Annotated in this window: 18 protein-coding genes; 7 read left to right on the top strand and 11 right to left on the bottom strand. The window is 72.7% G+C overall.

The window, feature by feature from the left end:
* Window positions 1-86: 86 nt before the first annotated feature.
* The 3 genes from GSF02_RS01170 to GSF02_RS01180 all read right to left on the bottom strand — a co-directional run bounded on the left by GSF02_RS01170 (window position 87) and on the right by GSF02_RS01180 (window position 3,985).
* The gene (locus GSF02_RS01170; RefSeq protein ID WP_159791884.1) at window positions 87-1,208 is read right to left on the bottom strand and encodes a mannonate dehydratase; all 1,122 of its coding nucleotides are present in this window, start codon (window positions 1,206-1,208) and stop codon (window positions 87-89) included.
* 135 nt (window positions 1,209-1,343) lie between these two features.
* A complete protein-coding gene (locus GSF02_RS01175) occupies window positions 1,344-2,915 on the bottom strand; it encodes a mannitol dehydrogenase family protein (protein WP_235915283.1) in 1,572 nt (523 codons plus the stop codon).
* Window positions 2,912-3,985, bottom strand: coding sequence for a LacI family DNA-binding transcriptional regulator (locus tag GSF02_RS01180; RefSeq protein WP_159791886.1), 1,074 nt, complete (start codon window positions 3,983-3,985; stop codon window positions 2,912-2,914). Before GSF02_RS01180 ends, GSF02_RS01175 begins: the two co-directional genes overlap by 4 nt.
* Window positions 3,986-4,292: 307 nt before the next feature.
* On the opposite strand from GSF02_RS01180, the gene uxaC reads away from it, so the two are divergent.
* Window positions 4,293-5,783, top strand: coding sequence for a glucuronate isomerase (gene uxaC, locus GSF02_RS01185; protein WP_159791887.1), 1,491 nt, complete (start codon window positions 4,293-4,295; stop codon window positions 5,781-5,783).
* A gap of 16 nt (window positions 5,784-5,799) precedes the next feature.
* Window positions 5,800-7,965, top strand: a complete 2,166-nt coding sequence (locus GSF02_RS01190; protein WP_159791889.1) for an alpha-glucuronidase — start codon at window positions 5,800-5,802, stop codon at window positions 7,963-7,965.
* A 125-nt stretch (window positions 7,966-8,090) separates the two neighbouring features.
* Here GSF02_RS01190 and GSF02_RS01195 read toward each other — a convergent pair whose 3' ends face one another.
* The 5 genes from GSF02_RS01195 to GSF02_RS01215 form a co-directional block, all read right to left on the bottom strand.
* Complete coding sequence (locus GSF02_RS01195) at window positions 8,091-8,786, bottom strand: DUF624 domain-containing protein (protein WP_159791891.1); 696 nt, start codon at window positions 8,784-8,786, stop codon at window positions 8,091-8,093.
* Window positions 8,779-10,317, bottom strand: coding sequence for a GH39 family glycosyl hydrolase (locus GSF02_RS01200; RefSeq protein ID WP_235915284.1), 1,539 nt, complete (start codon window positions 10,315-10,317; stop codon window positions 8,779-8,781). The genes GSF02_RS01195 and GSF02_RS01200 overlap by 8 nt, the downstream gene beginning before the upstream one ends.
* A gap of 100 nt (window positions 10,318-10,417) precedes the next feature.
* Complete coding sequence (locus GSF02_RS01205; protein WP_159791895.1) at window positions 10,418-12,103, bottom strand: ABC transporter substrate-binding protein; 1,686 nt, start codon at window positions 12,101-12,103, stop codon at window positions 10,418-10,420.
* 71 nt (window positions 12,104-12,174) lie between these two features.
* Complete coding sequence (locus GSF02_RS01210; RefSeq protein ID WP_408003848.1) at window positions 12,175-13,107, bottom strand: carbohydrate ABC transporter permease; 933 nt, start codon at window positions 13,105-13,107, stop codon at window positions 12,175-12,177.
* The gene (locus GSF02_RS01215) at window positions 13,101-14,081 is read right to left on the bottom strand and encodes an ABC transporter permease (RefSeq protein WP_159791897.1); all 981 of its coding nucleotides are present in this window, start codon (window positions 14,079-14,081) and stop codon (window positions 13,101-13,103) included. The genes GSF02_RS01210 and GSF02_RS01215 overlap by 7 nt, the downstream gene beginning before the upstream one ends.
* A 299-nt stretch (window positions 14,082-14,380) precedes the next feature.
* Here GSF02_RS01215 and GSF02_RS01220 point away from each other — a divergent pair, with 299 nt between their 5' ends.
* The 3 genes from GSF02_RS01220 to GSF02_RS01230 all read left to right on the top strand — a co-directional run bounded on the left by GSF02_RS01220 (window position 14,381) and on the right by GSF02_RS01230 (window position 17,268).
* Entirely contained in the window at window positions 14,381-15,469 is a 1,089-nt protein-coding gene (locus GSF02_RS01220) for a LacI family DNA-binding transcriptional regulator (protein ID WP_159791899.1), read from the top strand.
* Window positions 15,470-15,528: 59 nt separating this feature from the next.
* Window positions 15,529-16,533 carry an NAD-dependent epimerase/dehydratase family protein gene (locus GSF02_RS01225; RefSeq protein ID WP_235915285.1) on the top strand — a complete coding sequence of 335 codons (1,005 nt, stop codon included), beginning with the start codon at window positions 15,529-15,531 and terminating at the stop codon, window positions 16,531-16,533.
* Between the two features lie 63 nt (window positions 16,534-16,596).
* Window positions 16,597-17,268, top strand: coding sequence for an HAD hydrolase-like protein (locus GSF02_RS01230; RefSeq protein ID WP_159791903.1), 672 nt, complete (start codon window positions 16,597-16,599; stop codon window positions 17,266-17,268).
* Window positions 17,269-17,451: 183 nt separating this feature from the next.
* On the opposite strand, the gene GSF02_RS01235 is transcribed toward GSF02_RS01230, so the two are convergent.
* Complete coding sequence (locus tag GSF02_RS01235) at window positions 17,452-20,016, bottom strand: ATP-dependent Clp protease ATP-binding subunit (RefSeq protein ID WP_159791905.1); 2,565 nt, start codon at window positions 20,014-20,016, stop codon at window positions 17,452-17,454.
* Window positions 20,017-20,261: 245 nt separating this feature from the next.
* Here GSF02_RS01235 and GSF02_RS01240 point away from each other — a divergent pair, with 245 nt between their 5' ends.
* Window positions 20,262-20,963 (top strand): hypothetical protein, encoded by a 702-nt coding sequence (locus GSF02_RS01240; RefSeq protein WP_159791907.1) that lies wholly within the window; start codon window positions 20,262-20,264, stop codon window positions 20,961-20,963.
* Between the two features lie 196 nt (window positions 20,964-21,159).
* A complete protein-coding gene (locus GSF02_RS01245) occupies window positions 21,160-22,044 on the top strand; it encodes a universal stress protein (RefSeq protein WP_159792123.1) in 885 nt (294 codons plus the stop codon).
* A gap of 143 nt (window positions 22,045-22,187) precedes the next feature.
* Here GSF02_RS01245 and GSF02_RS01250 read toward each other — a convergent pair whose 3' ends face one another.
* On the bottom strand, window positions 22,188-23,555 hold the full coding sequence (locus GSF02_RS01250; protein WP_159791909.1) for an oligosaccharide MFS transporter: 1,368 nt from the start codon (window positions 23,553-23,555) through the stop codon (window positions 22,188-22,190).
* Window positions 23,555-24,571, bottom strand: a complete 1,017-nt coding sequence (locus GSF02_RS01255; RefSeq protein WP_159791911.1) for a glycoside hydrolase family 43 protein — start codon at window positions 24,569-24,571, stop codon at window positions 23,555-23,557. The genes GSF02_RS01250 and GSF02_RS01255 overlap by 1 nt, the downstream gene beginning before the upstream one ends.
* Window positions 24,572-24,758: the final 187 nt, after the last annotated feature.

Consider the following 24,758-nt stretch of genomic DNA (forward strand, 5'->3'; position numbering starts at 1 on the left):
GGTCAGGGGATCGCACGCCCCGTGAGCGGCTATGACGCGATCCGGACGTGGTGATCATCACACACCGCTGCGCGCGCGAGCAGCCCTCAGCGGCGGTATCGGACGGCGTCCCACACGCCGAGCAGGTACTGGATGCCCAGCGCGCGGTCGTACAGGCCGTACCCGGGCCGCGGCTTGTTGGTCGTGTTCTCGTCCCACAGGTGCCGGCCGTGGTCGGGCCGCACGTACCCGGCGTACCCGGCCTCGGCGTACGCCGTCATGATCCCGACGGTGTCGACGTCGCCCTCGCACGCCCGGTGGGCGACCTCGCTGAAGTCGCCGTTCGGGAAGTGCTTGATGTTGCGCACGTGGGTGAAGTGGATGCGGTCCATGAACGTGCGCACCGCGTCGACGGCGTCGTGCTCGGGGTTGGCGGAGAACGAGCCGAGGCACAGCGTCAGGCCGTGGTACGGGCTGTCGTGCAGCGACAGCACGCGCTCGAGGTCCTTCTTGGTGGAGACCACGCGCGGCCAGCCGAACAGGTCGAACGGCGGGTCGTCCGGGTGCACGCCCAGCTTCACGTCGTGCTCCTCGCAGGCGGGGACCACGGCGTCCAGGAAGTACCTGTAGTTGGCGTACATGTCCTCGTGGGTCACGCCCGCGTAGGCCGCGTCGAGCTCGCGGAAGTGCGCCAGGCGCTCGGGCTCCCAGCCCGGGAGCGTGAGGCCGCCCGAGCCGGCCTCCATCTCGGCGATGAGGGTCTCCGGCGACATCCGGTCCACCACGGCCTTCTCGTAGAACAGCGCCGTGGAGCCGTCGGGCAGCGGGTGCCACAGGTCGGTGCGCAGCCAGTCGAAGACGGGCATGAAGTTGTAGCAGACCACCTTGACCCCGGCCCGGCCGAGGCGCGCGATCGTGGTGACGTAGTTGTCGATCGCCTCGTCGCGGCTCATGCCGAGCACCGTCCTGCCGAGCTTGATCGACTCATGGACGTTGACCGACTCGACGACCTCGGCGTCGAAGGTCCGCGTGATCCCCGCTGCCCGGTGGGCGTCGGTGAGCGTGGTGATCCGGGCGACCTCGGCGTCGATCTCCTCCTGCTCCCAGACCTCGCCGGCCTGCTTGTGGTGCAGGCTCCACACGATCGTCTCCACGCCCGGGACCTGGCGCACGTGGTCCAGCGTCACGGTGTCGTTGCCCTCGCCGTACCAGCGGAAGCCCATCTTCATCGGGGGTGCTCCTCGTCGTCGTGCTGTCGTGCTGATGACGTGCTCATGACGTGCTCGTGCTGTCGTGCTCGTGTCGTGCAGGGTGGCGGCGCGTCGCCCTCGGGTCCCGGTCCGTGCTCGGGCCCCGGTCCGTCGTCAGCGCAGGCCCTGGCCGCGGCCGGCGAGCGCCTCGGCGTGCTCGACGACGGCGGTCACGAGCCGCGCGTCGCTGCCGGCGCCGTCGGGCAGCAGCCCGGGCAGCGCGACGAGCCCCGTCGCCACCGCGGCGACGTCGTCGGTGCCCGCCGCCCGCACGGCTGCGGCGAGCCGGTGCGCGCCGGCGGGATCTCCGAGGTCGACGCCGTCGCGCACGGCCCGGCGCACGAACTCGCTCCAGGCTGCCAGCCCGTGCGCGACGCCCTGCGGCACGCGGCCGCGCTCCAGGTGCCAGGCGGCGACGGCGCCCCAGCGGAACGGGATCTTCTGCGTGCCGTCGCCGGACACCTGCGTGGTGGTGTGGCCCGTGGCGGGGTTGGCGAACCGCCGCATCAGCTCGGCGCCGTACGCGGCGAGGTCCGCCCCGGCGGGCGGGGCGAGGGTGGGCAGCGCGTCGTCGGTCATGTACGCCCAGGCGTGCGTGGCGACGTGGGGGTCGGCCACCGCCTCGGCGAGCGTGGCGTGCCCGGCCAGTCGCCCGGCGTACGCCAGCAGCGAGTGGGTGCCGTTGAGCATCCGCAGCTTGGCGGCCTCCCACGGCGCGACGTCGTCGACCAGCTCGGCGCCGGCGCGCTCCCAGGCGGGCCGCGGCCCCGCGAAGCGGTCCTCGATCACCCACTGGCTGAACGGCTCGGCGACCACCCCGGCGTCGTCCCGGGCGCCGATCGTCGCCGCGATCCGGGCGAGGACCTCGGGCGTGGTCGCCGGGGTGATGCGGTCGACCATCGAGCTGGGGAACGTGACCGACGCGGCCAGCCACCCGCGCAGGGCGTCGCCGACGGCCCCGGGCAGCGCCGCGTCGACGACCTCGGCCACGAGACGAGCCAGGACCCGGCCGTTGTGGGCCACGTTGTCGCAGCTGAGCACGGTGACGGGGGCGCCGCCGGCGCGGCGGCGGGCCGCGAGGCCCCGCACGAGCAGGCCGAGCGCGCTCGTGGCGGGGCGGGCGTCGTCGGCCACGTCCGCGCGCCCCGCGACCTCCTCGGCGGCGAGCGCCGCGACGTCGTCGGCCACCTGCGCGGCGTCGAGGTGGCCGTCGGGGCGGCGGCAGTAGCCCTTCTCCGTGATGGTCAGGGTGACCACGTGCGTGGTGGCGGCGGACAGCGCCGCGACCAGGCGCGGCGTCTCGTCGAGCGGCGAGGCGACGTCGACGACGGCGCCGACGACCCGGGCCGAGGCGGCCGGCTCGCCGTCCCCGCCTCCGCCCACCGACAGCACCGTGTAGCGACCGCCCTGCCGGCGCGCGGCGGCGGCGACGGGCGAGGGGCGCCTCATGCCCGCGACGCCGAGGATGCCCCAGCGCAGGTCGCCGGTGGCGGCCATGGCGTCCTCGGTGCACACCGCCTGGTGGGCGCGGTGGAACGCGCCCCAGCCCAGGTGCACCAGGCCCACCTGCTCCGGCAGGGCGCGCGGCTCGGCGACGCCGGCGGGCAGCGGCGTGCCCGGGCCCAGGAGGGGCAGGCCGGTCGGCACGTCGGTCGGCACGTCGACGGGCACGTCGGTCGAGGTCACGCGTCGTCCCTTCGGGAGGCGCTCGCGGCGGCTCGGGGTACGCTCGGCGTCGGCGCCGGGGCGGTCGATCCTCGCACCACGAGCTCGGCGGGCACCAGCACCGGGTCGGCCGGGTCGGCCGGGTCGGCCTCGGGCTGCCCGGGCGCCCCGGTGGGCTCTGCCGGGGCGGGGCCGAGCGCCTGCACGAGCAGGTCGGTGGCGCGCTCGCCCAGCTCGCGCAGGTCGGTGTGCACCGAGGTCAGCGGCGGCGTGGTCAGCGTGGCGACGAACGTGTCGTCGAAGCTGACGACGCTCAGGTCCTGCGGCACCTGCACACCGAGCGCGGCGGCGCGGCGCACCAGGCCCACGGCGACCAGGTCGTTGAAGGTGATGACGGCCGTCGCGCCGGAGGCGACCACGACGCCCGCCGCCTCGTGCCCGCCGTCGACGTCGGGCCGGAAGGGGCCCAGCGGCACCAGCTCGAGGCCCTCCAGGCGCGCCCCGACGGCGGTCAGGCCGGCACGCCGCTGCCCGTCGGACCACGAGCGGGCCGGGCCGCCGACGTAGGCGATGCGACGGTGGCCGAGCGCGTGCAGGTGCTCGACCGCGAGCTGCACGCCGCCCGCGCCGTCCGAGCCGACGGACAGCGTGCGGGCAGTGCGGTGGTTGACCACGACGACGGGCTTGGTCCCCAGCACGTCACGGTCCTCGAGCACCGCGCGGGGCGAGCACAGCACGACACCGTCGGTCTGGTGCACCGCCGAGCGCAGCAGCTCGGCCTCGAGGGCCGGGTCCTCCTCGGAGTCGACGACGAACACGCCGAGCCCGTGCCCCCGCGCCCGCTGCGCGACGCCCTTGGCGACGGCGGCGAAGTACGGGTTCGACAGGTCCGGCACCAGCAGACCCACGGTGCGCGTGCGCCCGGCGCGCAGCCCGCTGGCCGCGCGGTTGGGCAGGTAGCCGAGCGCGTCGGCGGCGGCGGTGACGCGCTCCCGCGTGGCCGTCGCCACCTTCTCGGGCGCGGTGAGGGCCCGCGAGACCGTGGAGATCGACACCCCGGCGGCGCGTGCGACGTCGTGCACCGTGACCACGGCGGCCCCTCCCGCGCTTCGGGCCGCACGAGGCGGCACATGTGCAAACGTTCGCAGCGACTGTACCGCGAGCGCCGACCGCGCAGCGTCATCGCACGCGGCGTGGACATCGTCGCACGGTGGTGCTCGGCTGCACGGGCGTGGCGCTCGTGGTGCGGCGGTGCGGCGCGCTACGCTGCAAACGTTCTCAGCCCACCGGTGCGCGACGGGCGCGCACCAGGCGTCGTCGACGCCGGGCACGACCCCGTCAGCCCCGTGGAGCCCGGCAGGACCGGGAGCGCCGCGGACAGTGGAGGAGCACGACGACGTGACCCGGACCCCGGCCGCCGAGGCCGCCCCCTGGACCCTGCACGAGGACCGCGCGCTGCCCGCGGACCCGGCGACCCGGCCGATCGCTCGCGAGATCTACCGGTCCGTCCGCGACCTGCCGATCGTCTCGATGCACGGCCACGTGCCGGTCGAGTGGTTCGCCGACGACACCCCGTTCGGCGACCCGGCGCAGCTGCTGGTCGTGCCCGACCACTACCTGCTGCGGCTCCTGGTGTCGCAGGGCGCCACGCTGCCCGAGCTCGGCGTGGGCGCGGTCGACGGCTCCGCGCCGGCCGAGACCGACCCCCGGGCGGTCTGGCGGCGCTTCTGCGCGGGCTGGAAGCACCTGCGCGGCACGCCCACGCGGTTCTGGCTCGAGACGGAGCTGGTGGAGATCTTCGGCGTCACCCAGCGCCCGTCCGAGCGGACCGCCGACGCGATCTACGACCGGGTCGCCGCCGCCCTGGCCGACCCGGGCTTCCGCCCCCGCGCCCTGCTCGACCGCTTCGGCATCGAGGTCATCGCCACGACCGACCCGGCGTGGTCGTCGCTCGAGCACCACCACCGGCTGCGCGCCGACGGCCTGGGCGAGCGGGTGCTGCCGACGCTGCGGCCCGACGCCGTGCTCGCCCTCGACTCCCCCACCTTCGCAGCCGACGTCGCACGCACGGGTGCCGCGGTCGGCGTCGACGTCACCTCCTACGCCGACTACCTGGAGGCGCTGCGCGCCCAGCGGGCACGGTTCCGGGCCGCCGGCGGGCGCGCCACCGACCACGGCCCCCTCCTGCCCGACACCACGCCGATGGACCACGCCGACGCCGCCCGCCTGTTCGACCGGGCCGTGCGAGCGTCGGCGCACGGCGCGTCCACCGGTTCCCCGGCCGGCCCCGCGGCCGACCCGGTGACGCCGGCGGAGGCTGCCGCGTTCGGCGCGCACATGCTGTTCCAGACGGCGGCGATGGCCGCCGAGGACCACCTGGTGATGCAGCTGCACCCGGGCGTCGTCCGGGGGCACGCCACGGCGCAGACCCGGCGCTTCGGGCCGGACAGGGGCTACGACATCCCCGTGGCCGTGGAGTTCACGCGGGCCCTGCGGCCGATGCTCGACGCGTTCGGCCACCACCCCGGCTTCCGGGCCGTCGTCTTCACCATCGACGAGGACGTCTACAGCCGCGAGCTCGCCCCGCTCGCCGGCGTCTACCCCGCGCTGCGTCTCGGGGCTCCCTGGTGGTTCCTCGACTCCCCCGACGCGATGCGGCGCTTCCGCGAGGCGGCCACCGAGACCGCCGGGTTCTCCAACACCGCGGGCTTCGTGGACGACACCCGCGCCTTCTGCTCCATCCCCGCGCGCCACGACCTGGCCCGGCGCATCGACGCCGGCTACCTCGCGCGCCTCGTCGCGGAGCACCGCCTGGAGCTCGACGAGGCCGTGGAGACCGCCGCGGACCTCGCCTACCACCTGCCCCTCGCCGCGTACGCGGCGGCCTGACCTGGAAGGACCGACGATGGCCACCCCCGCACCGACCCTGCAGGACAGCACCGGGCTGCCCGTCGTGGGCGCCGCACCGTGCCTGACCGACGGCGGCGCCGTCCACCCCGCCTGGCTGCCCGACGCGGCATTCGCCCCGCTCGGGCGACGCCGGGTCGCCGTCGTCGTGCCCGGCGGCTCCGGGGAGGACGACGTCGTCGTGCGCACCGTGCGGGCGGAGGTGGCGGCGGCGACCCGTACGCACGGCGGCGCGGCGCTGGACCGCGTCGACGGCGCCGACGTCGCGCTCGTGCTCGACCCGGGCGCGGCCGCGCGGCTCGGCGGCCCCGAGGCGTTCGAGGTCGTGCGCGAGGCCGGCACCGTCACGGTGACCGCCGGCGCGGGTGCCGGGCTGATGTACGGCCTGTTCCACCTCGTGCGGGGCGGCGAGGCCGCGCTGTCGGGCGACGACGTCGTCGCCCGCCACGCGCCCGCGACGGCCCTGCGCATGCTCGACCACTGGGACAACGTGGCGGTGCACCCGGCGATGGGCCAGGTGGAGCGCGGCTACTCCGGCGGCTCCATCTTCTACGCGGACGGGGCGGTGCGCGCCGACCTGTCCCGGGTGACGCGCTACGCCCGGCTGCTCGCCGCGGCCGGCGTCAACCGCGTGGCGATCAACAACGTCAACGTCCACCCCCGCGAGGCGCGCCTGCTGACCGACGACCTGCCCGAGGTGGCGCGCGTCGCCGCGGCGCTGCGCCCGTACGGCATCCGCACCCACCTGTCCGTGAGCTGGGCCTCGCCGGTCGTGCTGGGCGGGCTGACCACGTCGGACCCGCTCGACGACGAGGTGCGCGGATGGTGGCGGCGGGCGGCGGCACGGGTCTGGGAGACGATCGAGGACTTCGGCGGCTTCGTGGTCAAGGCCGACTCGGAGGGGCAGCCCGGACCGTTCGCGTACGGCCGCAGCCACGCCGACGGCGCCAACATGCTGGCCGAGGCGGTGGCACCGCACGGCGGCCTGGTGCACTGGCGAGCCTTCGTCTACAACCACACGCAGGACTGGCGCGACCGCAGCACGGACCGGGCGCGCGCCGCGTACGACCACTTCGTGCCGCACGACGGCGAGTTCGCCGACAACGTGGTCGTCCAGGTCAAGCACGGCCCGATGGACTTCCAGGTGCGCGAGCCGGTGTCGCCGACGTTCGCCGCGATGCCGCGCACCCGCCTCGCCCTGGAGCTGCAGGTCACGCAGGAGTACACCGGCCAGCAGCGCCACGCGGTCTACCTCGGGCGGGCGTGGAGCCAGGTGCTCGGCTTCCGGTTCTGGGGCGACGGTTCGCCCACCGTGGCCGACGTCGTCGCCGGGCGCGGGCCCGGCGGTGCCGGCGGGGACGCGGGCGGCGACGGGGACGCGGGCGGGGACGGAGGCGCCGGCGGGGACGCGGGCGGCGGGACGGCGGGGCGCGAGGGCGGCGTCGCGGCCGTGTCGAACGTCGGGGACGACCGGTTCTGGACCGGGCACCCGCTCGCGCAGGCCAACCTCTACGCGTTCGGGCGCCTGGCGTGGGACCCCACGCTCGAGCCCGGGGCCGTCCTCGACGAGTGGATCGGGCTGACCTTCCCCGGCGCGGACCCGCGCCTGCGCGAGGCGCTGCACGCCGTCCTCGACGAGTCGTGGGAGACGTACGAGATGTACACCGCGCCGCTCGGCGTCGGGTTCATGGTGCGGCCCCACCACCACTACGGGCCGGACGTCGACGGCTACGAGTACACCCCGTGGGGCACCTACCACTTCGCCGACCGGGACGGCGTCGGCGTGGACCGCACCCTCGCGACCGGCACCGGCTACGCCGGCCAGTACCCGCAGCCGTGGCGGGACGTGTACGAGGACCTCGCCACGTGCCCGGACGAGCTGCTGCTGTTCTTCCACCACGTGCCCTACACCCACGTGCTGCACAGGGGCACGACGGTGATCCAGCACGTCTACGACACGCGGTTCGAGGGCCTGGAGCGGGTGCTGCGCGCCGTGGAGACGTGGCGGTCCGTCGCCGACCTGGTGGACCCCGACGTGGCCGAGCGCGTCGCCGAGCGGTTCGCGGAGCAGGTGCGCTCGGCCACCGAGTGGCGCGACGTCGTGAACACCTACTTCTGGCGCAAGTCCGGGATCCCGGACGCCCGGGGCCGCACGATCTACTGACGCGCGGGCCGCCCGCCCCGCGGGCGACGGCTGGAGAACCGGGACGAAACTGATGTCGTTCCGTCCCGGTTCTCCAGCCGTCGGCGCGAAGGTCGGTGGGCTGCGGCGCGGGGCCGCACGAGGGGTCAGGGGGTCGTGAACCGGCGGCGTACGTCGTCGAGCATCGGCCGGTCGTTGCGGTACCAGAGCCAGACCCACACCGAGCCGAGGGCGACGAGCCCGACGTCGGACGCCACCCATGTCACGCCGGCGGCGAATATCAGCAGCGAGAGCAGGCCGATCGTCACGAGCGGCAGCCGCAGGACGTAGTACGCGGCGAGGCGCGCGACGTCGCGTGCGCGGAACGAGAAGAACGAGGCGATCGCCACCGCGTGCAGCGCCCACAGCAGCACGACGACGGCGAGCACGGCGAGCACCACGACGTACGCCGGGGTGAGCCCTGCGGCGCCCGCGTTGGCGAGCACCCACCCCTCGATGCCGAGCACCAGCAGGGCCGGAACCCACACGCGCAGGACGTCGAGCCCGTTGAGCCGATAGCCCTTCCAGAAGGAGCGCGCCGGGGTGAGCGACTCGGACCGGGAACGGTCCCGGACCGCGTAGAGCGCCGCCGAGAGCGCCGGCCCGAGCGGGACGGCGGCCAGGACGAGGAACGGCGCGTTGCCGGGCGAACGGTCGAGCAGCAGGAGCAGCACCGCCGTCGGCAGCGCCGCCACGAGGAGCAGCACCGCGACGACGACGAACCAGTAGACCGCGCCGGTGAGCCGGCCGAGTGGCCCGTGGCCGAAGTCGCCGGGGACGCGCTGGTGGGTCGCCTCAGCCACGGTACGGTCCGCGCCCGAGGATGCGGGTGTCGTCGAGCCAGGGCGGCGTCTCGTCGACCACCGGGTCGATCTCCACGAGCGTCACCTCGTGCCGCGCGAGCGTCAGGTCGAGGTCGACCCGGCCCGCCACCAGCGGCACCGCCGCGTGGGACCGCACCGCCTCCGCGGCCTCCCGCAGCCGGTCGAGCTGGCGCGACGTCGGGGACAGCGGGCGGCCCATCTGCTGCCAGGCGGTGAACGCGTTGCCCTCGTCGTCGTTGACGACGGACCGGTGCACGTACGCCGTCCCCTGCCCGGCGACGCCGTGCCGGCCGACCGGGACGGACAGGCGCACCTGGTGCCGCTCCGGCTCCGTCGGGTCGTCGGTGCCGCCCACCGGCTGCCAGGCCAGGACGGTGACCCGGCCGGACGCGTCCCTGGTGACGAGGTGGTCGTCGCCCCGGGCCAGGACGTCGGCCCCCATGCGGGCCATGAAGGCGTACAGGTGGTAGGTCGGCTTCTTGACCTGCCGGTGGGTGAGCATGCCGAACCCGCCGTGGAAGAACGCCGTCGGGACGTTCTCCTCCTCGAAGACGTCACAGAACGTCCAGTACGAGAAGGAGTCGACGTGGTCGCCGCCCGACGCGAGGACCGGGGCGAGGTAGGCCGCGTTGTACGCGGTGTCGTGCACCGGGTTGTCCGGGCGGTAGCTGGTGTTGAACTCCGTGACGTGCCGGGGCCTGCCCTCGAGCACGGTGCCGGCCAGCAGCTTCGCCGGCGTCGCGAACTGGTCGAGCAGGCTCTGCGGCCGGCGCAGGGTCTGGTAGACGCCGAACGGCACGTGCTGGGCCGGGCCCGACGAGTAGGCGTGGAACGAGACGAAGTCCGCCGGCAGGTCCCGCCGGGCCACGAGGTCGGCGAACGGGGCCCACCAGTCGTCGGCGCCGGGCGAGATCGCCGGGCCGCCCACCTGGAGCTCGGGGTCCACCTCCTTGACGGCGTGGGCGGTGGCCTCGTAGAGGCGGAAGTAGGCCTGCTGGTCCGCTCCGGCCCAGAAGTGGACGAGGTTCGGCTCGTTCCACACCTCGATCGGCCACGTCCGGACCTCCTCGAGGCCGTACCGGTCCACCAGGTGCCGCAGCACGCCCTGCACCAGCGCGGCCCACTCGCGGTGGTCGGCGGGCGGGGTCACGTTGCCCTTCCACCAGAAGACGGTCTGCTCGCCCGACGCCAGACCCGACGGCATGAACCCGAGCTCCAGGAACGGCTTGATGCCCAGGTCCAGGTAGGCGTCGACCACCTGGTCGACGTACGTGAAGGCGTGGCGCGTCCCTGACCAGCGGGTCCCGTCGGGCCCCGTCACGTCGTACGGGCGGTGGACGCCGACGTCGTCGTGCAGCAGGCCGTGCCCACGCACGTGCCGGAAGCCGATCTCGGCCTGCACCAGCGCGAGCGACTCCTGGTAGTCGCGCCGCAGCGCGAGGTTGAACCTCCCCGTACCGACGCACGTGCGCCAGGCGTCGTCGAGGGTGCCGATCGGTCGGTCGGGCACGTGGGTGCGGGGCACTGTCTCCTCCGGGGTGGTGCGGCGACGTTCCGAGGCAGGGGCGCCGCGGGGCGCCCCTGCCTCGGGTTCTCACGGGAGCGGCAGGTCAGCCGTCGGCGCCCTCCCCGCCCTCGGCCGCACGCGCGACCGCCTGGGTGGCGAGCTCGACGTACTGGGTGCTGCCGGCCGCCTCGAGCTCGGCGACGTAGGCGTCCCACTCGTCGAACGAGCGCTGACCGAGGATGAACGCCGCGGTGTTCTGGTTGACGATGTCCCCGAGGGTCGTCTGGAGCAGCGACGCCTGCTCCTGCTCCATCTCGTTGAACGGGACGGCGGGCGGCAGCGGCAGCTCCTCCTTCTCGTTCATGCCCTCGATGAACTCGATCACCTCGGGGCGGAGCATCGACAGGTCGAGGTCCTCGGTCGAGCCGTGCGCGAGCATCCAGACGCCGTTGTGGTAGCCGAAGTCGCGGCGCAGCTCCTTGGGCGCGCCCGGGTTGAGGCCGTTGACGTCGATGTCGGGCATCAGGGCTCGCTTGCCGTCCGCGTCCTTGGTGTAGGTCTCACCCTCGACGCCCCACTTGGCGAACTCGAGGCCCTCGTCCGAGTAGTACAGCCAGTCGACGAACTGCAGCATCGCGACGAAGTGGTCGGACTTGGCCGCCTCGGCGCTGAAGACGATGCCGGACTCGCGGCGGGTGCCGCCGGCGAGGTTGTTGCCCGCCGGGCCTGCCGGCACCACGATCTGGTGCACCTCGGCCTCGGTGTTGCCCTGCGACTCGAAGTTCGCCCGGTACTTGATGAGCTCCTGGTCGTTGGACGAGATGGCCAGCGCCTGGCTCGAGGCGAACTTCTCCTCGCCCTCGGCCATCTCCTGCGTGACCGACTCGGGGTCCATCAGGCCGTCGGCGATCAGCGAGTGGAAGTACTCCAGCAGCGCGCGGTACTCGTCGGTCGCGCCGGTGTAGCGAGCCTCGGTGCCCTCCTCGTTCCACGTGAGACCGTTGCCGTAGCCCTCGCCGGCCGACGTGCCGAAGTTCGGCGCGGCCGCGTTGAGCGTCTGCTCCATCGGGCTGTTGATCGACCACTTGTCCGTGTAGGGGTAGGCGGCGTCCGGGTTGGCCGCCTTGATGGTCTCGAGCTGCTCCTTGAACTCGTCCCAGGTCTTCGGGTCCTCGGTGAGCCCGGCCGCCTCCCAGACGTCCTTGCGGATCGCGATCGAGTACTGCGGCTTGGCGATCTCGTGGATGCCGGGCAGCAGGTAGTACTTGCCGTCCGCCTGGCGGAGCTGGTCGATCTCCTCCTGCAGGTCCCACCTCTCGATCTTGTCGACGAAGTTGGGCATGTACTCGTCGACGTAGTCCGAGATCGGCAGCAGCGCGCCGCCGGCCACGAACTGGGTCTCGTCGCCCGCGTAGATGGAGGGCATGATCTCCGGGGCGTCACCGGAGCTGATCAGCACCGAGCGGCGGGTCTGGAGGTCCGCGAGCGGCACGTTCACCGGGTCGAACGTGACGTTCTGGTTCTCCTGAAGGTGCTTCAGGATCGACCACTCCGAGTTGTACGGGTAGTCGGGGTGGTCGCGGTACAGGAGGCTGAACTCGACCGGCTCCGTCGCCTTGAAGGTCGTCCCGACCTCGTAGTCCTCCATGTAGCCGACCTGCGACGCCAGGTCGATCTCGCCGGCGGCGTCGTCCTCGGCCCCGGGGCTCGACGAGCACGCCGTCAGCGTGACCGCCAGGGCGCTCGCCGCGGCGATCCCCGCGACGGCCCTCCTACGCGTGATCCTCATGGTTCTCCTTGGTTGTGAACGTCGTCGTTCGCGACTGTCAGGTGGACGGTGGTGGGCACGCGGGACCCGGGTCAGCCCTTGACGGAGCCGAGCATGACCCCGGACACGAAGTACTTCTGGATGAACGGGTACAGGCAGACGATCGGCAGGACCGTCAGCAGCATCGCGACGGACTGCACGTTGGAGGCGATCTGGACGGCGTCGCTGCCGAGGCTCTCGGTGGACGTCGCCGCCGCCAGCAGGTTGCGCAGGTACACCGTGACCGGGTAGAGGTCCCGCTGGTCGAAGTAGAGGTACGCCTGGAACCACGAGTTCCAGAACTGCACCGCGTAGAAGAGGATCATCGTGGCGATGACGGCCTTCGACAGCGGCAGGACGACGCGGAAGAACACGCCGTAGGTGGTCAGCCCGTCGATCGAGGCCGCCTCCTCGAGCTCCTGCGGGAAGTTGTCGAAGAACGACTTCATCACCAGGAGGTTGAAGACGTTGATCGCGTTCGGCAGCACGATGGCCCAGATCGTGTTCTTGAAGCCGAGGGCGTTGACCAGCAGGTAGTTCGGGATGAGGCCGCCGGCGTAGAGCATGGTCACCAGGGCCATGCCGACCAGCAGGCCGCGGCCCTTGAGCTGCGGCTTCGACAGCGCATAGGCGAACGACGTGGTGAGCACCATCGCGATCGCCGTCGCGACGACGGTGTAGACGACGGTGTTCTTGTAGTTGATCCAGAACATCGGGTCGCTGACCACGCCCTGGAACGTGGTGACGTTGAAGCCGCGCGGGAAGATGTTCACCTCGCCGGCGGCGATGTATCCCTGCGAGCTGAACGCCTTGGCGACGAGGTTGAGGAACGGGTACAGGGTCAGCAGCCCCACCAGGGTCAGCGCGACCGTGTTGAGCACGGTGAAGACCCGGTATCCGGTGGTCTCCTTGACGCGCGTGGTGCTGCCGCGGACCGCCGCGAGGTCGGGGCCGGCGCTGACGGGGTCGAGGACTTCGTTCACCACAGGGAGCTCCCGGTGATCCGACGCGAGATCGCGTTGGCGGCAAAGACGAGGACGAGGCCGATGAGCGCCTCGAAGAGGCCGATCGCGGTGGCGTAGCTCAGCTGCCCGGACGTCAGGCCGACACGGTAGACGTACGTGGACAGCACGTCCGCGGTTGGGTAGGTCAGCGGGTTGTAGAGGAGGAAGACCTTCTCGAACCCGACCGCCATGAACTGCCCGATGTTGAGGATGAGCAGCACCATCATGGTCGGGCGGATGCCCGGCAGCGTGATGTGCCACGTCTGCTTCCACCGGTTGGCGCCGTCGATCCGAGACGCCTCGTAGAGCTGCTCGTCGATCGTCGTGAGCGCCGCGAGGTAGAGGATCGTGCCCCACCCGACGGTCTGCCAGACCTCCGAGGAGACGTAGATCGTGCGGAACCACTCGGCCCGCTGCATGAACGACACCGGGTCGCCGCCGAGGGCCTCGACGATCTTGTTGACGGTGCCGTCGAGCGACGTGAGCTCGAAGACGAAGCCCGCCACGATGACCACGGACATGAAGTGCGGCAGGTAGCTGACCGTCTGCACGGCCTTCTTGAACCAGCGCACCCGCACCTCGTTGAGCATGAGGGCCAGGACGACCGGCAGCGGGAACACCACGACGAGCGTCAGGGCGCCGATGATCGCCGTGTTCGCGAACGTGTCCCAGAACTTCGGGTCCTGGATGAACCGCTCGACGTAGTAGAGCCCGACCCACTCCTCGCCGAAGATCGAGCCGCCCGGCTGGAAGCGGCGGAACGCGATGACCGCGCCCGCCATCGGCACGTACTTGAAGATCAGGAAGAACAGCAGCGGGAGCACCGCGAGGCTGTACAGCCGCCAGTCCTTGCGCAGCGCGCGCGCCCAGCCCTCGCGGCCGGGCTGCGGCCGAGCGGGCGTGGCGACGTCGGGCTGTCCCAGCGGGACGGGAGGCGCAGCGGTCCTCAGTGACATCGTCGTCCTCTCGAGCGACGACGCCGGGCGGAGACCCCCACGTCGTCGTGCGTTTCGAAAGTTTCGGCCTCTGTGCCGATTGCTACCAGGACCGTAGGGGGCCCGGATCGAGGGGTCAACCGTCAATGCGAACGTTTTCGGTCACGGAATGGTCACGGTCCGAAGCGCCTGGACCCAAGGTCGGAGCGTCGTGCGGTCGGTGCTCGCAGCGCGGCAGCGCGCGGAGTACGGTCGAGGCATCGAAAGTTGCGGAGCCTCTCGAGGCGCCACGACACCCCGCCGACCCCCGGACAGCAACGATGACGTCGCAGACCACCGCGGAGATCGCCGCCGAGCCCGCCGCCCCCGCGGGCACGCCACCCGACGTGCCGGAGCGCTCCGGGCCGGTCGGCCCCACTATCGCCCAGATCGCGAGCGAGCTCGGGGTCTCGGTGCCCACCGTCTCGAAGGTGCTCAACGGCCGCGCCGACGTCGCGCCTGCCACCCGGGCTCGCGTCGAGGAGGCGCTCCAGCGGCACCGCTACCGGCGCCGGCCGTCGCGCCGGCCCGCCGGCACCGGCCTGGTGGACCTCGCGTTCCACGAGCTGGGGTCGATGTGGTCGATGGAGATCATCCGCGGGGTCGAGGACGCCGCGGCGCGGCGCCGGACGAGCGTCATCCTGTCCGACCTGTCCGGTTCCCACCGCCCGCCGCGCACATGGCTCGAGACGACGCTCGCGCGCCCGCCGCTCGGTGTGCTGCTCGTGGCCGCCCAGCTCGAGCCGGGCCAGCAGCGCCGCCTCGTGAGCCGCTCGATCCCCGTCGTCGTCATCGACACCGACGGAGAGCCGCCGGCGGACGTGCCGACCGTCGGCTCCGACAACTGGAACGGCGGCCTGGCCGCGTCCCGGCACCTGCTGCAGCTCGGGCACCGCCGCGTCGCCGCGATCAGCGGCCCGTCGGACATGCTGTGCTCCCGCGCCCGCATGGACGGGTTCCGCAGCGCCCATGCCGAGGCCGGCGTCTCGCTCGACCCCACGTTCGTGCGCGAGGGCAACTTCAACCTCGAGGGCGGCTACGCCCAGGCCCTCGACCTGCTACGACGCCGGGACCGCCCCACCGCCATCTTCGCGGGCTCCGACCTGCAGGCGCTCGGCGTGCTGCGCGCCGCCCGCGAGCTCGGCCTGTGCGTGCCCGAGGATCTGTCGGTGGTGGGCTACGACGACCTGCCCATCGTGGAGTGGACGGCGCCGCGTCTGACCACGGTGCGCCAGCCGCTGGCCGACATGGGGGCGCTGGCCACCTCGATGCTGCTCGACCTCGTCGACGGCCGGACGCCGGCCACGCTGCGGGTCAACCTCGCCACCGAGCTGGTCGTCCGGGAGTCGACGGCCCCGCCTGCGGCGTGACGCGCGGCGCGCGCCGCGACGCCGGGCGCGGACCCGCGGCTCGGTCCACGATGGGCACCATGACCACACGGAGCCCCAAGTCGATCCTGTTCGTCGGCGGCAGCGGCGTCATCAGCCACGCGAGCGTCGCCCGCGCCGTCGCGCTCGGCCACCGCGTCACCCTGCTCAACCGCGGCCGCTCCTCGCAGCGACCGCTGCCCGACGACGTCGAGACACTCGTCGCCGACGCCACCGACCACGACGCCGTGGACGCCGCCCTGGCGGGGCGGGAGTTCGACGTCGTCGCGCAGTTCCGGGCCTTCACGCCGGACCACGTCTCGCGCGACGTGCTGCGCTTCGCCGGGCGCACCGGCCAGTACGTGTTCATCAGCTCGGCGTCGGCCTACCAGACGCCGCCAGCGCGGGTGCCCGTCACCGAGTCGACCCCGCTGGCCAACCCGTTCTGGCAGTACTCGCGGGACAAGATCGCCTGCGAGGAGGTGCTCGTGCGGGCCTCGCGCGAGAACGGCTTCCCGATGACGATCGTGCGGCCGTCGCACACCTACGACCGCACGCTGATCCCCACCACCGGCGGGTGGACCGACGTCGCGCGGCTGCGCGCCGGGCGCCCCGTCGTCGTGCACGGCGACGGCACGACGCAGTGGACGCTGACACACACCGAGGACTTCGCCGTCGGGTTCGTCGGCCTGCTCGGCAACCCGCTCGCCGTCGGCGACAGCTTCCACATCACCGGCTCGCACGCGCCGACCTGGGACCAGGTCTACCGCTGGCTCGCCGCGGCCGCCGGAGTCGACGAGCCGGAGCTGGTGCACGTGGCCAGCGAGACGATCGCGAAGGTGCTGCCCGACGTCGGGCCGGGCCTGCTGGGCGACAAGGCGCACTCGATGACGTTCGACACCTCGAAGCTCGCGGCGCTCGTGCCGGAGTTCCGCACCACCATCACCTACGACGAGGCCGCCGTCGAGCAGGTGGCCTGGTACGACGCGCACCCCGAGGCCCAGCAGGTGGACGCAGCTCTCGACGCCGGGTTCGACAAGCTCGTGGAGCACGCCCGGTCGCTGTGAGGCCGGGCGCCCGTGCTGCGCGCCGGCCGTCCGGGCGGCTGGCGCAGCACGTAGCCTGCCGGTATGACCTCCCCCGCTCCCCTGGTGCTTCTCGACCTCGACGGCACGCTGACCGACTCGGCGCCCGGCATCACGGCGTCGGTGGCCCACGCCTACACGTCGCTGGGGCTGCCGGTGCCGGACGCCGCGACGCTGCGATCGTTCGTCGGCCCGCCGATCACCGACTCGTTCCCGCGCCACGGCGTGCCGGCCGAGCGGGTGGCGGAGGCGATCGCCGCCTACCGGGCGCGGTTCGCCGAGTCGGGCATGTGGGAGAACTCGGTGTTCGACGGCGTCCCCGAGGTGCTGCGCGAGCTGCGCGCGGCCGGCTGCGTGCTGGCCGTGGCGACGTCCAAGCCGGAGGTGTTCGCCCGGCCGATCACCGAGCGGTTCGGCCTCGCCGCGCTGGTCGACGGCGTGTTCGGCGCGCCGCTGGACGAGTCCTCCACCAAGGCCGACGTCATCGCCGCGGCCCTGGCCACGCTCGGGCGCACGGCGGGCGACGCGCCGACGGTCATGGTCGGCGACCGCGAGCACGACGTGCACGGTGCCGCGGCCCACGGCATCGACTGCCTGGGCGTGTCCTGGGGGTACGCCGCGCCGGGCGAGCTCGCGGCGGCGGGCGCCGTCGCCGTCGTCGACGACGTCGCCAAGCTGGCCGACGCGATCCTGACCCGCCTCGGCCTCCCCGCCTGACGCCGAGATAGAGACCCCTCCCGCCGAGTTAGAGAGGGGACCTCTCTAACTCGGCGGGAGGGGTCTCTATCTCGCGGGAAGGGGTCTCTATCTCGGCGGGGACGGCGAAGGGCCCCGGCCTCCTTGCGGAGACCGGGGCCCTTCGTGTGCGGTCGGCAGACCGGGTCGATCAGCTCCCGACGATCAGCCGGCCTGGGCGCTCAGCCCACCCGTGGGCGGGAGGTCGCTGCCCGTCGAGCGCGGCACGTCCGGCGCCGCGGCGGCACCGACGGCGACCGGCTCGGCCGGGTGGTCGGCCTTGTCCTCGCCGCGGAAGGTGAACTCGCCGAGGATGCCCTCGCCCTGGCCGTCGACGACCACGACCTGGCCCGGCTTGAGCTCGCCGAACAGGATCTTCTCGGACAGGACGTCCTCGATCTCCCGCTGGATCGCCCGCTTGAGCGGACGGGCACCGAGCACCGGGTCGTAACCCTTCTCGGCCAGCAGCACCTTGGCGGGCTGCGTGAGCTCGAGGCCCATGTCCTTGTCGCGCAGGCGGCGGTCCAGCTTGGCGATCTCCAGGTCGACGATCTGCACGATCTCGTCCTGCGTCAGCTGCGGGAACACCACCACGTCGTCGACGCGGTTGAGGAACTCCGGCCGGAAGTGCTGCTTGAGCTCCTCGTTGACCTTGGCCTTCATGCGCGAGTACGACGTCGTGGTGTCGCCGGTCGCGTTGAAGCCCGTGGGCACGCCCTTGGCGATGTCCCGGGTGCCGAGGTTCGTGGTCATGATGATCACGGTGTTCTTGAAGTCGACCACCCGACCCTGCGAGTCGGTGAGGCGACCGTCCTCGAGCACCTGCAGCAGCGAGTTGAAGATGTCCGCGTGGGCCTTCTCCACCTCGTCGAACAGGACCACGGAGAACGGCTTGCGGCGCACCTTCTCGGTGAGCTGGCCGCCCTCGTCGTAGCCGACGTACCCGGGCGGGGAGCCGAACAGCCGCGAGACGGTGTGCTTCTCCGAGAACTCCGACATGTCGAGCTGGATCAGCGCGTCCTCGTCCCCGAAGAGGAACTCGGCGAGCGCCTTGGCCAGCTCGGTCTTGCCGACGCCCGTGGGGCCGGCGAAGATGAACGACCCACCGGGGCGCTTGGGGTCCTTGAGGCCGGCCCGCGTGCGGCGGATGGCCTGCGACAGCGCCTTGATCGCGGCCTCCTGGCCGACGACGCGCTTGTGCAGCTCCTGCTCCATGTGCAGCAGGCGGCTGGACTCCTCCTCGGTCAGCTTGACGACCGGGATGCCCGTGGACATCGCCAGCACCTCGGCGACGAGCTCCTCGTCCACCGTGGCGACGGTGTCCAGGTCACCCGACTTCCAGGCCTTCTCGCGGTCCGCGCGCTTGGCAGTGAGCTGCTTCTCCTTGTCGCGCAGCCCGGCGGCCTTCTCGAAGTCCTGCTCGTCGATCGCCGACTCCTTCTCCCGGCGCGCCTCGGCGATCTCCTCGTCGAGGACCTTGAGCTCCGGCGGAGCCGTCATGCGACGGATGCGCAGGCGCGCACCGGCCTCGTCGATCAGGTCGATCGCCTTGTCCGGCAGGTACCGGTCGTTGATGTACCGGTCGGCGAGCGTCGCGGCGGAGACCAGCGCACCGTCCGTGATGGACACGCGGTGGTGCGCCTCGTACTTGTCGCGCAGGCCCTTGAGGATCTCGATGGCGTGCTGCAGCGACGGCTCGGCCACCTGGATCGGCTGGAAGCGACGCTCCAGGGCCGGGTCCTTCTCGACGTACTTGCGGTACTCGTCGAGCGTGGTGGCACCGATGGTCTGCAGCTCGCCGCGGGCGAGCATCGGCTTGAGGATGCTGGCGGCGTCGATCGCGCCCTCGGCGGCACCCGCCCCGACGAGGGTGTGGATCTCGTCGATGAACAGGATGATGTCGCCGCGGGTGCGGATCTCCTTGAGCACCTTCTTCAGGCGCTCCTCGAAGTCACCGCGGTAGCGCGAGCCGGCCACCAGGGCGCCCAGGTCCAGCGTGTAAAGCTGCTTGTCCTTGAGCGTCTCCGGCACGTCGCCGCGCACGATGTCCTGCGCGAGGCCCTCGACGACGGCGGTCTTGCCGACGCCGGGCTCACCGATCAGGACCGGGTTGTTCTTGGTGCGGCGGGACAGGACCTGCATGACGCGCTCGATCTCCGTCGAGCGGCCGATGACCGGGTCCAGCTTGCCCTCGCGCGCCGCCTGCGTCAGGTTGCGGCCGAACTGGTCCAGGACGGCCGAGCCGGACGGCTGGCCCTCCTGCGGGCCGCCGGCGGACACGGGCTCCTTGCCCTGGTAGCCGCTCAGCAGCTGGATGACCTGCTGGCGCACCTTGTTGAGGTCGGCGCCCATCTTGGTGAGCACCTGCGCGGCCACGCCCTCACCCTCGCGGATGAGGCCGAGGAGGATGTGCTCGGTGCCGATGTAGTTGTGGCCGAGCTGCAGCGCCTCGCGCAGCGACAGCTCCAGCACCTTCTTGGCACGCGGCGTGAACGGGATGTGCCCGCTCGGGGCCTGCTGGCCCTCGCCGATGATCTCCGTGACCTGCGTGCGCACGCCGTCGAGCGAGATGCCCAGCGACTCCAGCGCCTTGGCGGCCACGCCCTCGCCCTCGTGGATGAGGCCGAGGAGGATGTGCTCCGTGCCGATGTAGTTGTGGTTGAGCATCCTCGCCTCTTCCTGGGCGAGGACGACGACCCGACGGGCTCGGTCCGTAAAACGTTCGAACATGTGCTGCTCCCTCACGAGCGGCGTACCTGCACCCCGCCGGATTCCCGTGGCCTCTCGGTGGCCACTCGGCGACGACAGCCTGACCGCTACGACTCTATGCGTTGCCAACCAGGCGGGTGGCCGAGTTCTGCCCATGTTCGCCAGGGGCGTGACGGCGCGTTGGATTGCCGGGCCGGGCAGGTGCGGGCACGCTCGAGGCATGCCCGGCACGACGGGCACGCGGGACCGCCGGGAGGGGGAGGCCCATGGAGAACGACGACCACCCGCAGCACCGGTCGTGGGAGCAGCTCGTCGCACGCTTCGCGCGGTCCTCGGGCGTGGTGGGCGAGGTGGACGACCCGCTCACCTGGGGCCTGGACCTGGAGGAGGAGACCGTCACGGGCTCCGACCACCGCGACGACCCGACCGCGGAGCGGTTCCTGCGGGCCTACCGCACCTTCGCCGGCGAGGCGCTCGAGGTGGAGACGCTGCACGAGCCGTGCCCGCCCGAGCTGGTCGACGACGTCGTGCGCGCCGCGTGCAGCGGGGCGCTCGCCGCGCCGCTGCACGCCGACCTGCGCTCCCCCGTCGAGCAGCCCGGCCCCGGGACCGGCCCCGACGCGCCGGACGCCGCCGGCGAGGTGCCCGACTTCGCCGAGGACTACGCGGACTACCGCAGCGCGATGCGCGCCATCGTCGAGGCCGTGGACGAGGTGCCGCTGGAGGAGGGCACGTTCGTCGTCGACGGCTCGCTCGCGCCGAGCACGCGCGTGGTGGTGCGCGACGTCGTCGCCGTCTACGTGCCGGTGGCCGACCGCGCGCTCGTGGTGACCGGGCCGGCCGACCTCGTCGACCGCGTCGACGTGGTGACGCGGCCGGTGCGGACGCTGCTGCACGGCGAGGAGGAGCACGGCGAGGAGGAGCACGGCGAGGCGGAGCACGGCGACGCCGGCCGCGGCCGGGACTGAGCGCCCGCGGCACGGCTGGCCCCCGGGCGGGCGGGGACGGGCGTCCCTAGGCTGCCGGGAGGAGCTGCCGGGCGAGGCGGCACGGCGAGGCGGCACGGCGAGGCGGCACGGCGAGGCGGCACGGCGAGGCGGCACGGCGAGGCGGCCGGGCGAGGTGGCCGGGCGAGGTGCAGGGCGACGGAGGGGCGTGGGCGCGATGCGGGGCGTCGTGGTGGGAGTCAGCGGTTCGGCGGAGTCGGACGAGGCCCTCGACTGGGCCCTGCACGAGGCGCAGTGGCGGGGACTGCCGCTCGTGGCCGTCTACGTCTGGCCGGGCCGGCGCGGGATGCAGCCGGACGAGTACGCCGAGGAGGTCGAGCGGCGCCGCGAGCAGGTGCTGGGGATCCTCGACGCCGCGCGCCGGCGCACCGGCGCGCGGGTCGAGGCGTCGGTCGAGCTCGCCGAGGGTGGGGCGACCGACGCGCTGCTGGAGGCCGCGGCGGACGCGGAGATGCTGGTGCTCGGCCGGCGACGGCGCGGGCGGATCGGCCGGCTGGTGCTCGGCTCGGTGTCCTCCGAGGTGGTCGAGCGCGTCGAGGTGCCCGTGACGGTGGTGCGCAAGGACCGGCCGCACCCGCCGGAGGAGCCGGCGCCGCCGACCGACCGGCCGGGCCGCATCGTCGTCGGCGTCGACACCTCGTCGGCCAGCGCCGCGGCGCTGTGCCACGGCCTGCAGGTGGCCGCGACGGTCGGCTGCGTGCTCGAGGCGGTGTTCGCCTGGCAGATCACCACGCTGGCGCCGCTGCCCGGGTCGTGGGGGTACGCGCCGCCGATCGACGAGTACGAGAAGTTCGCGGCCGCGCGGCTCGACGAGCTGGTCGAGCGGGCGCTGGCGAAGACCGGCGTCACGCTGCCGGCCGACCGCCTGGTGCGCACCGTCGTGCACGCCCCGGCGGCCAAGGCGCTCGTCGAGGAGTCGGCGACGGCCGGCCGCGTGGTGGTGGGGGCCCGCGGGATGGGCGGGTTCGACCGCCTGCTGCTGGGCTCCACGAGCCGGCAGGTGCTGGAGTACGCGGCCTGCCCGGTCACGGTGGTCCGCTGAGGGTCTCCTCTCGGTCGGTGACGCCACCGTGCCAGCCGTCCCGGACAGCAGGCGTCCTCGATCGTGACGGCGGACGGCGCGCGGGGCCGCACCCTGGTGGGTGCGGCCCCGTCAGGACGTGCCGGCGGAGCAGGCCCGCGCCGTCAGCGACCGCTGGCCACCGGGTCGGCGGACGCGACCGGCACGTCGTCGCGCGCCGGGCCGCCGCCGGCCGCCCCGTCGACGCCACCGGTCAGGGCGTGGTGCCGGTCGTCGCGCATGATCAGCGCCGCCACCACCGTGACCGCGGCGATCACCACGGCCATGATCAGGTAGGTGTGGCCGAAGCCGATCGCGTCGTAGGCGAAGCCGAACACCGCCGAGAAGATGACGATGCCCACCTGCTTGGCCATGTTGAAGCCGATCATGTAGGCCGTCGCGGAGATGCGGACGTCGAACATCCGGGTGATGTACTTCATCACCGAGATGAGCATGAACGGCATCTCGACGGCGGCGAGCAGGCGCCACACGATCAGCAGGCTGGTGTGCGTGAAGAGCGCCGAGCCCAGCACGCGCACCACGAGGATCGCGCCGAAGACCATGAGGCCGTTCTTCGCGCCGATCTTGTTGATGATGAACGGCGTGACGACCATGATCAGCGCCTCGGCGAGGATCTGGACGAACACGATGCGGGAGAACAGCACCTGCGGGTCGAGGTCGCCGGTGACGAACCGGGCGAAGTAGTTCGGGAACTGCTGGTCGAACACGTCGTACAGCGCGGCGGTGCCGAACATCAGCACCATGAACCCGACGAACGAGCGGTTCGTCAGCAGCTGCCGGACGGTCGCCATGCTCACGCGCGTCTTCGGCTCCTGTGCCGCCGGCCCGCCGGCGGCCTCCGCCGCCTGCTGGGTCCTCGGGGTGCGCGCGACGAGCAGGAGCACGCCGAGCACGACGGCGGAGAACGAGCCGGCCCACCACACGTTGTCCGGGTCGGAGGCCCAGATGAAACCACCGACGAGGGAGGCGAGGGCGCCGGCGACCGAGCCGAACAGCCGCACGTGGCCGTACTCGAAGCCGAGGGCGCGCGAGCTGCGCTCGTTGAACGCCTCGACGATGCCGACGCCCGCGTTGAGGGACAGCGACAGGAAGGTGCCGCCGACGACGGCGCCGAGGTACTCGTTGGCCTGCGCGACCGGGACGAAGACGAAGGCGAAGAACGGGCCGGTCAGCGCGCCCATGAGCACGACGAAGGCGAAGAGGTTCTTGCGCAGCCCGAGGCGGTCCTGGATGTAGCCGTAGAACGGCTGCAGGCAGAACGCGGTCAGGGCCATCACCGAGCTGACGAGGCCGCGGGCGCCCGAGCCCATGCCGGCCTCGGTCTCGAGCCAGCGCGGCAGGAAGGTGAAGGCCAGCTGCCAGATCGCGAAGTAGAAGAAGAACAGGCCGCCGAAGTTCCAGAAGGAGGGCTTCGTCAGCGAGGCCCGCGCGCTCGGCGGGGTGGCAGCGGTGGCGGGAGCAGCGTCGCTCATCAGAATCGTCCACACGGGTCGAGCACCTCGGTCGAGGTGGGGGTGGGTCGGGTGTTCGCCAGCGGGGTGCCCCACACCGGGTCGCCGTCGGCGTCGAACGGCAGCACCTGGGCGCAGGCGTGGCGGTTGGGGTCGTACAGCGGGTCGCCGGTGATCTCGGTGTAGGTCCGCGAGTGGTAGACGAGGACGACGCCGCCGTCCGGGGACTCGGTGAACGAGTTGTGGCCGGGGCCGTACTGGCCGGCCGCCGGGTCGCTGACGAAGACGGGCTCGGGGCTCTTGGCCCACGACGCCGGGTCCAGCAGGTCGGCGTCGGCGTCGGCGGTGAGCAGGCCCATGGCGTAGTCGATCCCCGTGGCCGAGCCGGAGTACGTCAGGTACAGCCGCCCGTCGCGCTGCAGCACCGACGGGCCCTCGTTGACCCAGAAGCCCTGGGTCTCCCAGTCGAACTCCGGCCGGCTGAGCAGCACCGCCGGCGTGGCGAGCGTCCACGGGTTCGCCATGCTGGCGATGTAGAGGTTCGAGTGCCCCTTGATCTCGGCGTCCTGCTGCGCCCACACGAGGTACTGCACGCCGTCGCGCACGAAGCTCGTGGCGTCGAGGGCGAACGACTCCCAGCCGGTGTCGACCTGTCCGCGCTCCACCCACGTGCCGGTGAGCGGGTCGGCGTCGGCGCACTCCAGGACGAAGACCCGGTGGTTGAACGTGTCGTCCGAGCCCGGCACGTCGACCGTGACGGCGTCGTCGGGCGCGGCGGCGAAGTAGACGTACCACCTCCCGTCGACCCGGTGGATCTCCGGGGCCCAGATCAGGTGGGACTGCGGCCCGGACTCGTGACGGCGCCAGATCGTCACCTCCGGCGCCGCCTGGAGATCCTCGAGCCGCTCCGCACGCCGCAGGACGATGCGGTCGTAGAGCGGGTAGGAGCCGGTGAAGTAGTACTGCCCGTCGTGGCGCAGCACGCACGGGTCGGCGCGCTGGAGCACGATCGGGTTCGCACCGATCTGATCAGTCATCGATCAATGTCCCCTCGTCGGGAGGCCCCACCACGGCGTGGAAGGCGAGGCACGATGGTGTGCAACGCGCTCAAGGTAATCGATGTAAACGGCGCGATCCCGCCGGACCGGGGCGAATGTGAGCGTTCACACACCGCGGTGTCAGCATCGGTCCGGCCGCTGCGGGCGGCGGCCGGCGCGCCGTCCG

Source organism: Puerhibacterium puerhi (assembly GCF_009846865.1).
Classification (GTDB): domain Bacteria; phylum Actinomycetota; class Actinomycetes; order Actinomycetales; family Cellulomonadaceae; genus Puerhibacterium; species Puerhibacterium puerhi.

What these genes read in the sequence shown, in the direction of transcription:
- GSF02_RS01205 (WP_159791895.1), bottom strand. Translation starts at nt 12,103, where the DNA reads ATGAGGATCACGCGTAGGAGGGCCGTCGCGGGGATCGCCGCGGCGAGC.
- GSF02_RS01170 (WP_159791884.1), bottom strand. Translation starts at nt 1,208, where the DNA reads ATGAAGATGGGCTTCCGCTGGTACGGCGAGGGCAACGACACCGTGACG.
- GSF02_RS01190 (WP_159791889.1), top strand. Translation starts at nt 5,800, where the DNA reads ATGGCCACCCCCGCACCGACCCTGCAGGACAGCACCGGGCTGCCCGTC.
- GSF02_RS01250 (WP_159791909.1), bottom strand. Translation starts at nt 23,555, where the DNA reads ATGAGCGACGCTGCTCCCGCCACCGCTGCCACCCCGCCGAGCGCGCGG.
- GSF02_RS01225 (WP_235915285.1), top strand. Translation starts at nt 15,529, where the DNA reads ATGACCACACGGAGCCCCAAGTCGATCCTGTTCGTCGGCGGCAGCGGC.
- GSF02_RS01215 (WP_159791897.1), bottom strand. Translation starts at nt 14,081, where the DNA reads ATGTCACTGAGGACCGCTGCGCCTCCCGTCCCGCTGGGACAGCCCGAC.
- GSF02_RS01255 (WP_159791911.1), bottom strand. Translation starts at nt 24,571, where the DNA reads ATGACTGATCAGATCGGTGCGAACCCGATCGTGCTCCAGCGCGCCGAC.
- GSF02_RS01220 (WP_159791899.1), top strand. Translation starts at nt 14,381, where the DNA reads ATGACGTCGCAGACCACCGCGGAGATCGCCGCCGAGCCCGCCGCCCCC.
- GSF02_RS01240 (WP_159791907.1), top strand. Translation starts at nt 20,262, where the DNA reads ATGGAGAACGACGACCACCCGCAGCACCGGTCGTGGGAGCAGCTCGTC.
- GSF02_RS01230 (WP_159791903.1), top strand. Translation starts at nt 16,597, where the DNA reads ATGACCTCCCCCGCTCCCCTGGTGCTTCTCGACCTCGACGGCACGCTG.
- GSF02_RS01245 (WP_159792123.1), top strand. Translation starts at nt 21,160, where the DNA reads ATGCGGGGCGTCGTGGTGGGAGTCAGCGGTTCGGCGGAGTCGGACGAG.
- GSF02_RS01235 (WP_159791905.1), bottom strand. Translation starts at nt 20,016, where the DNA reads ATGTTCGAACGTTTTACGGACCGAGCCCGTCGGGTCGTCGTCCTCGCC.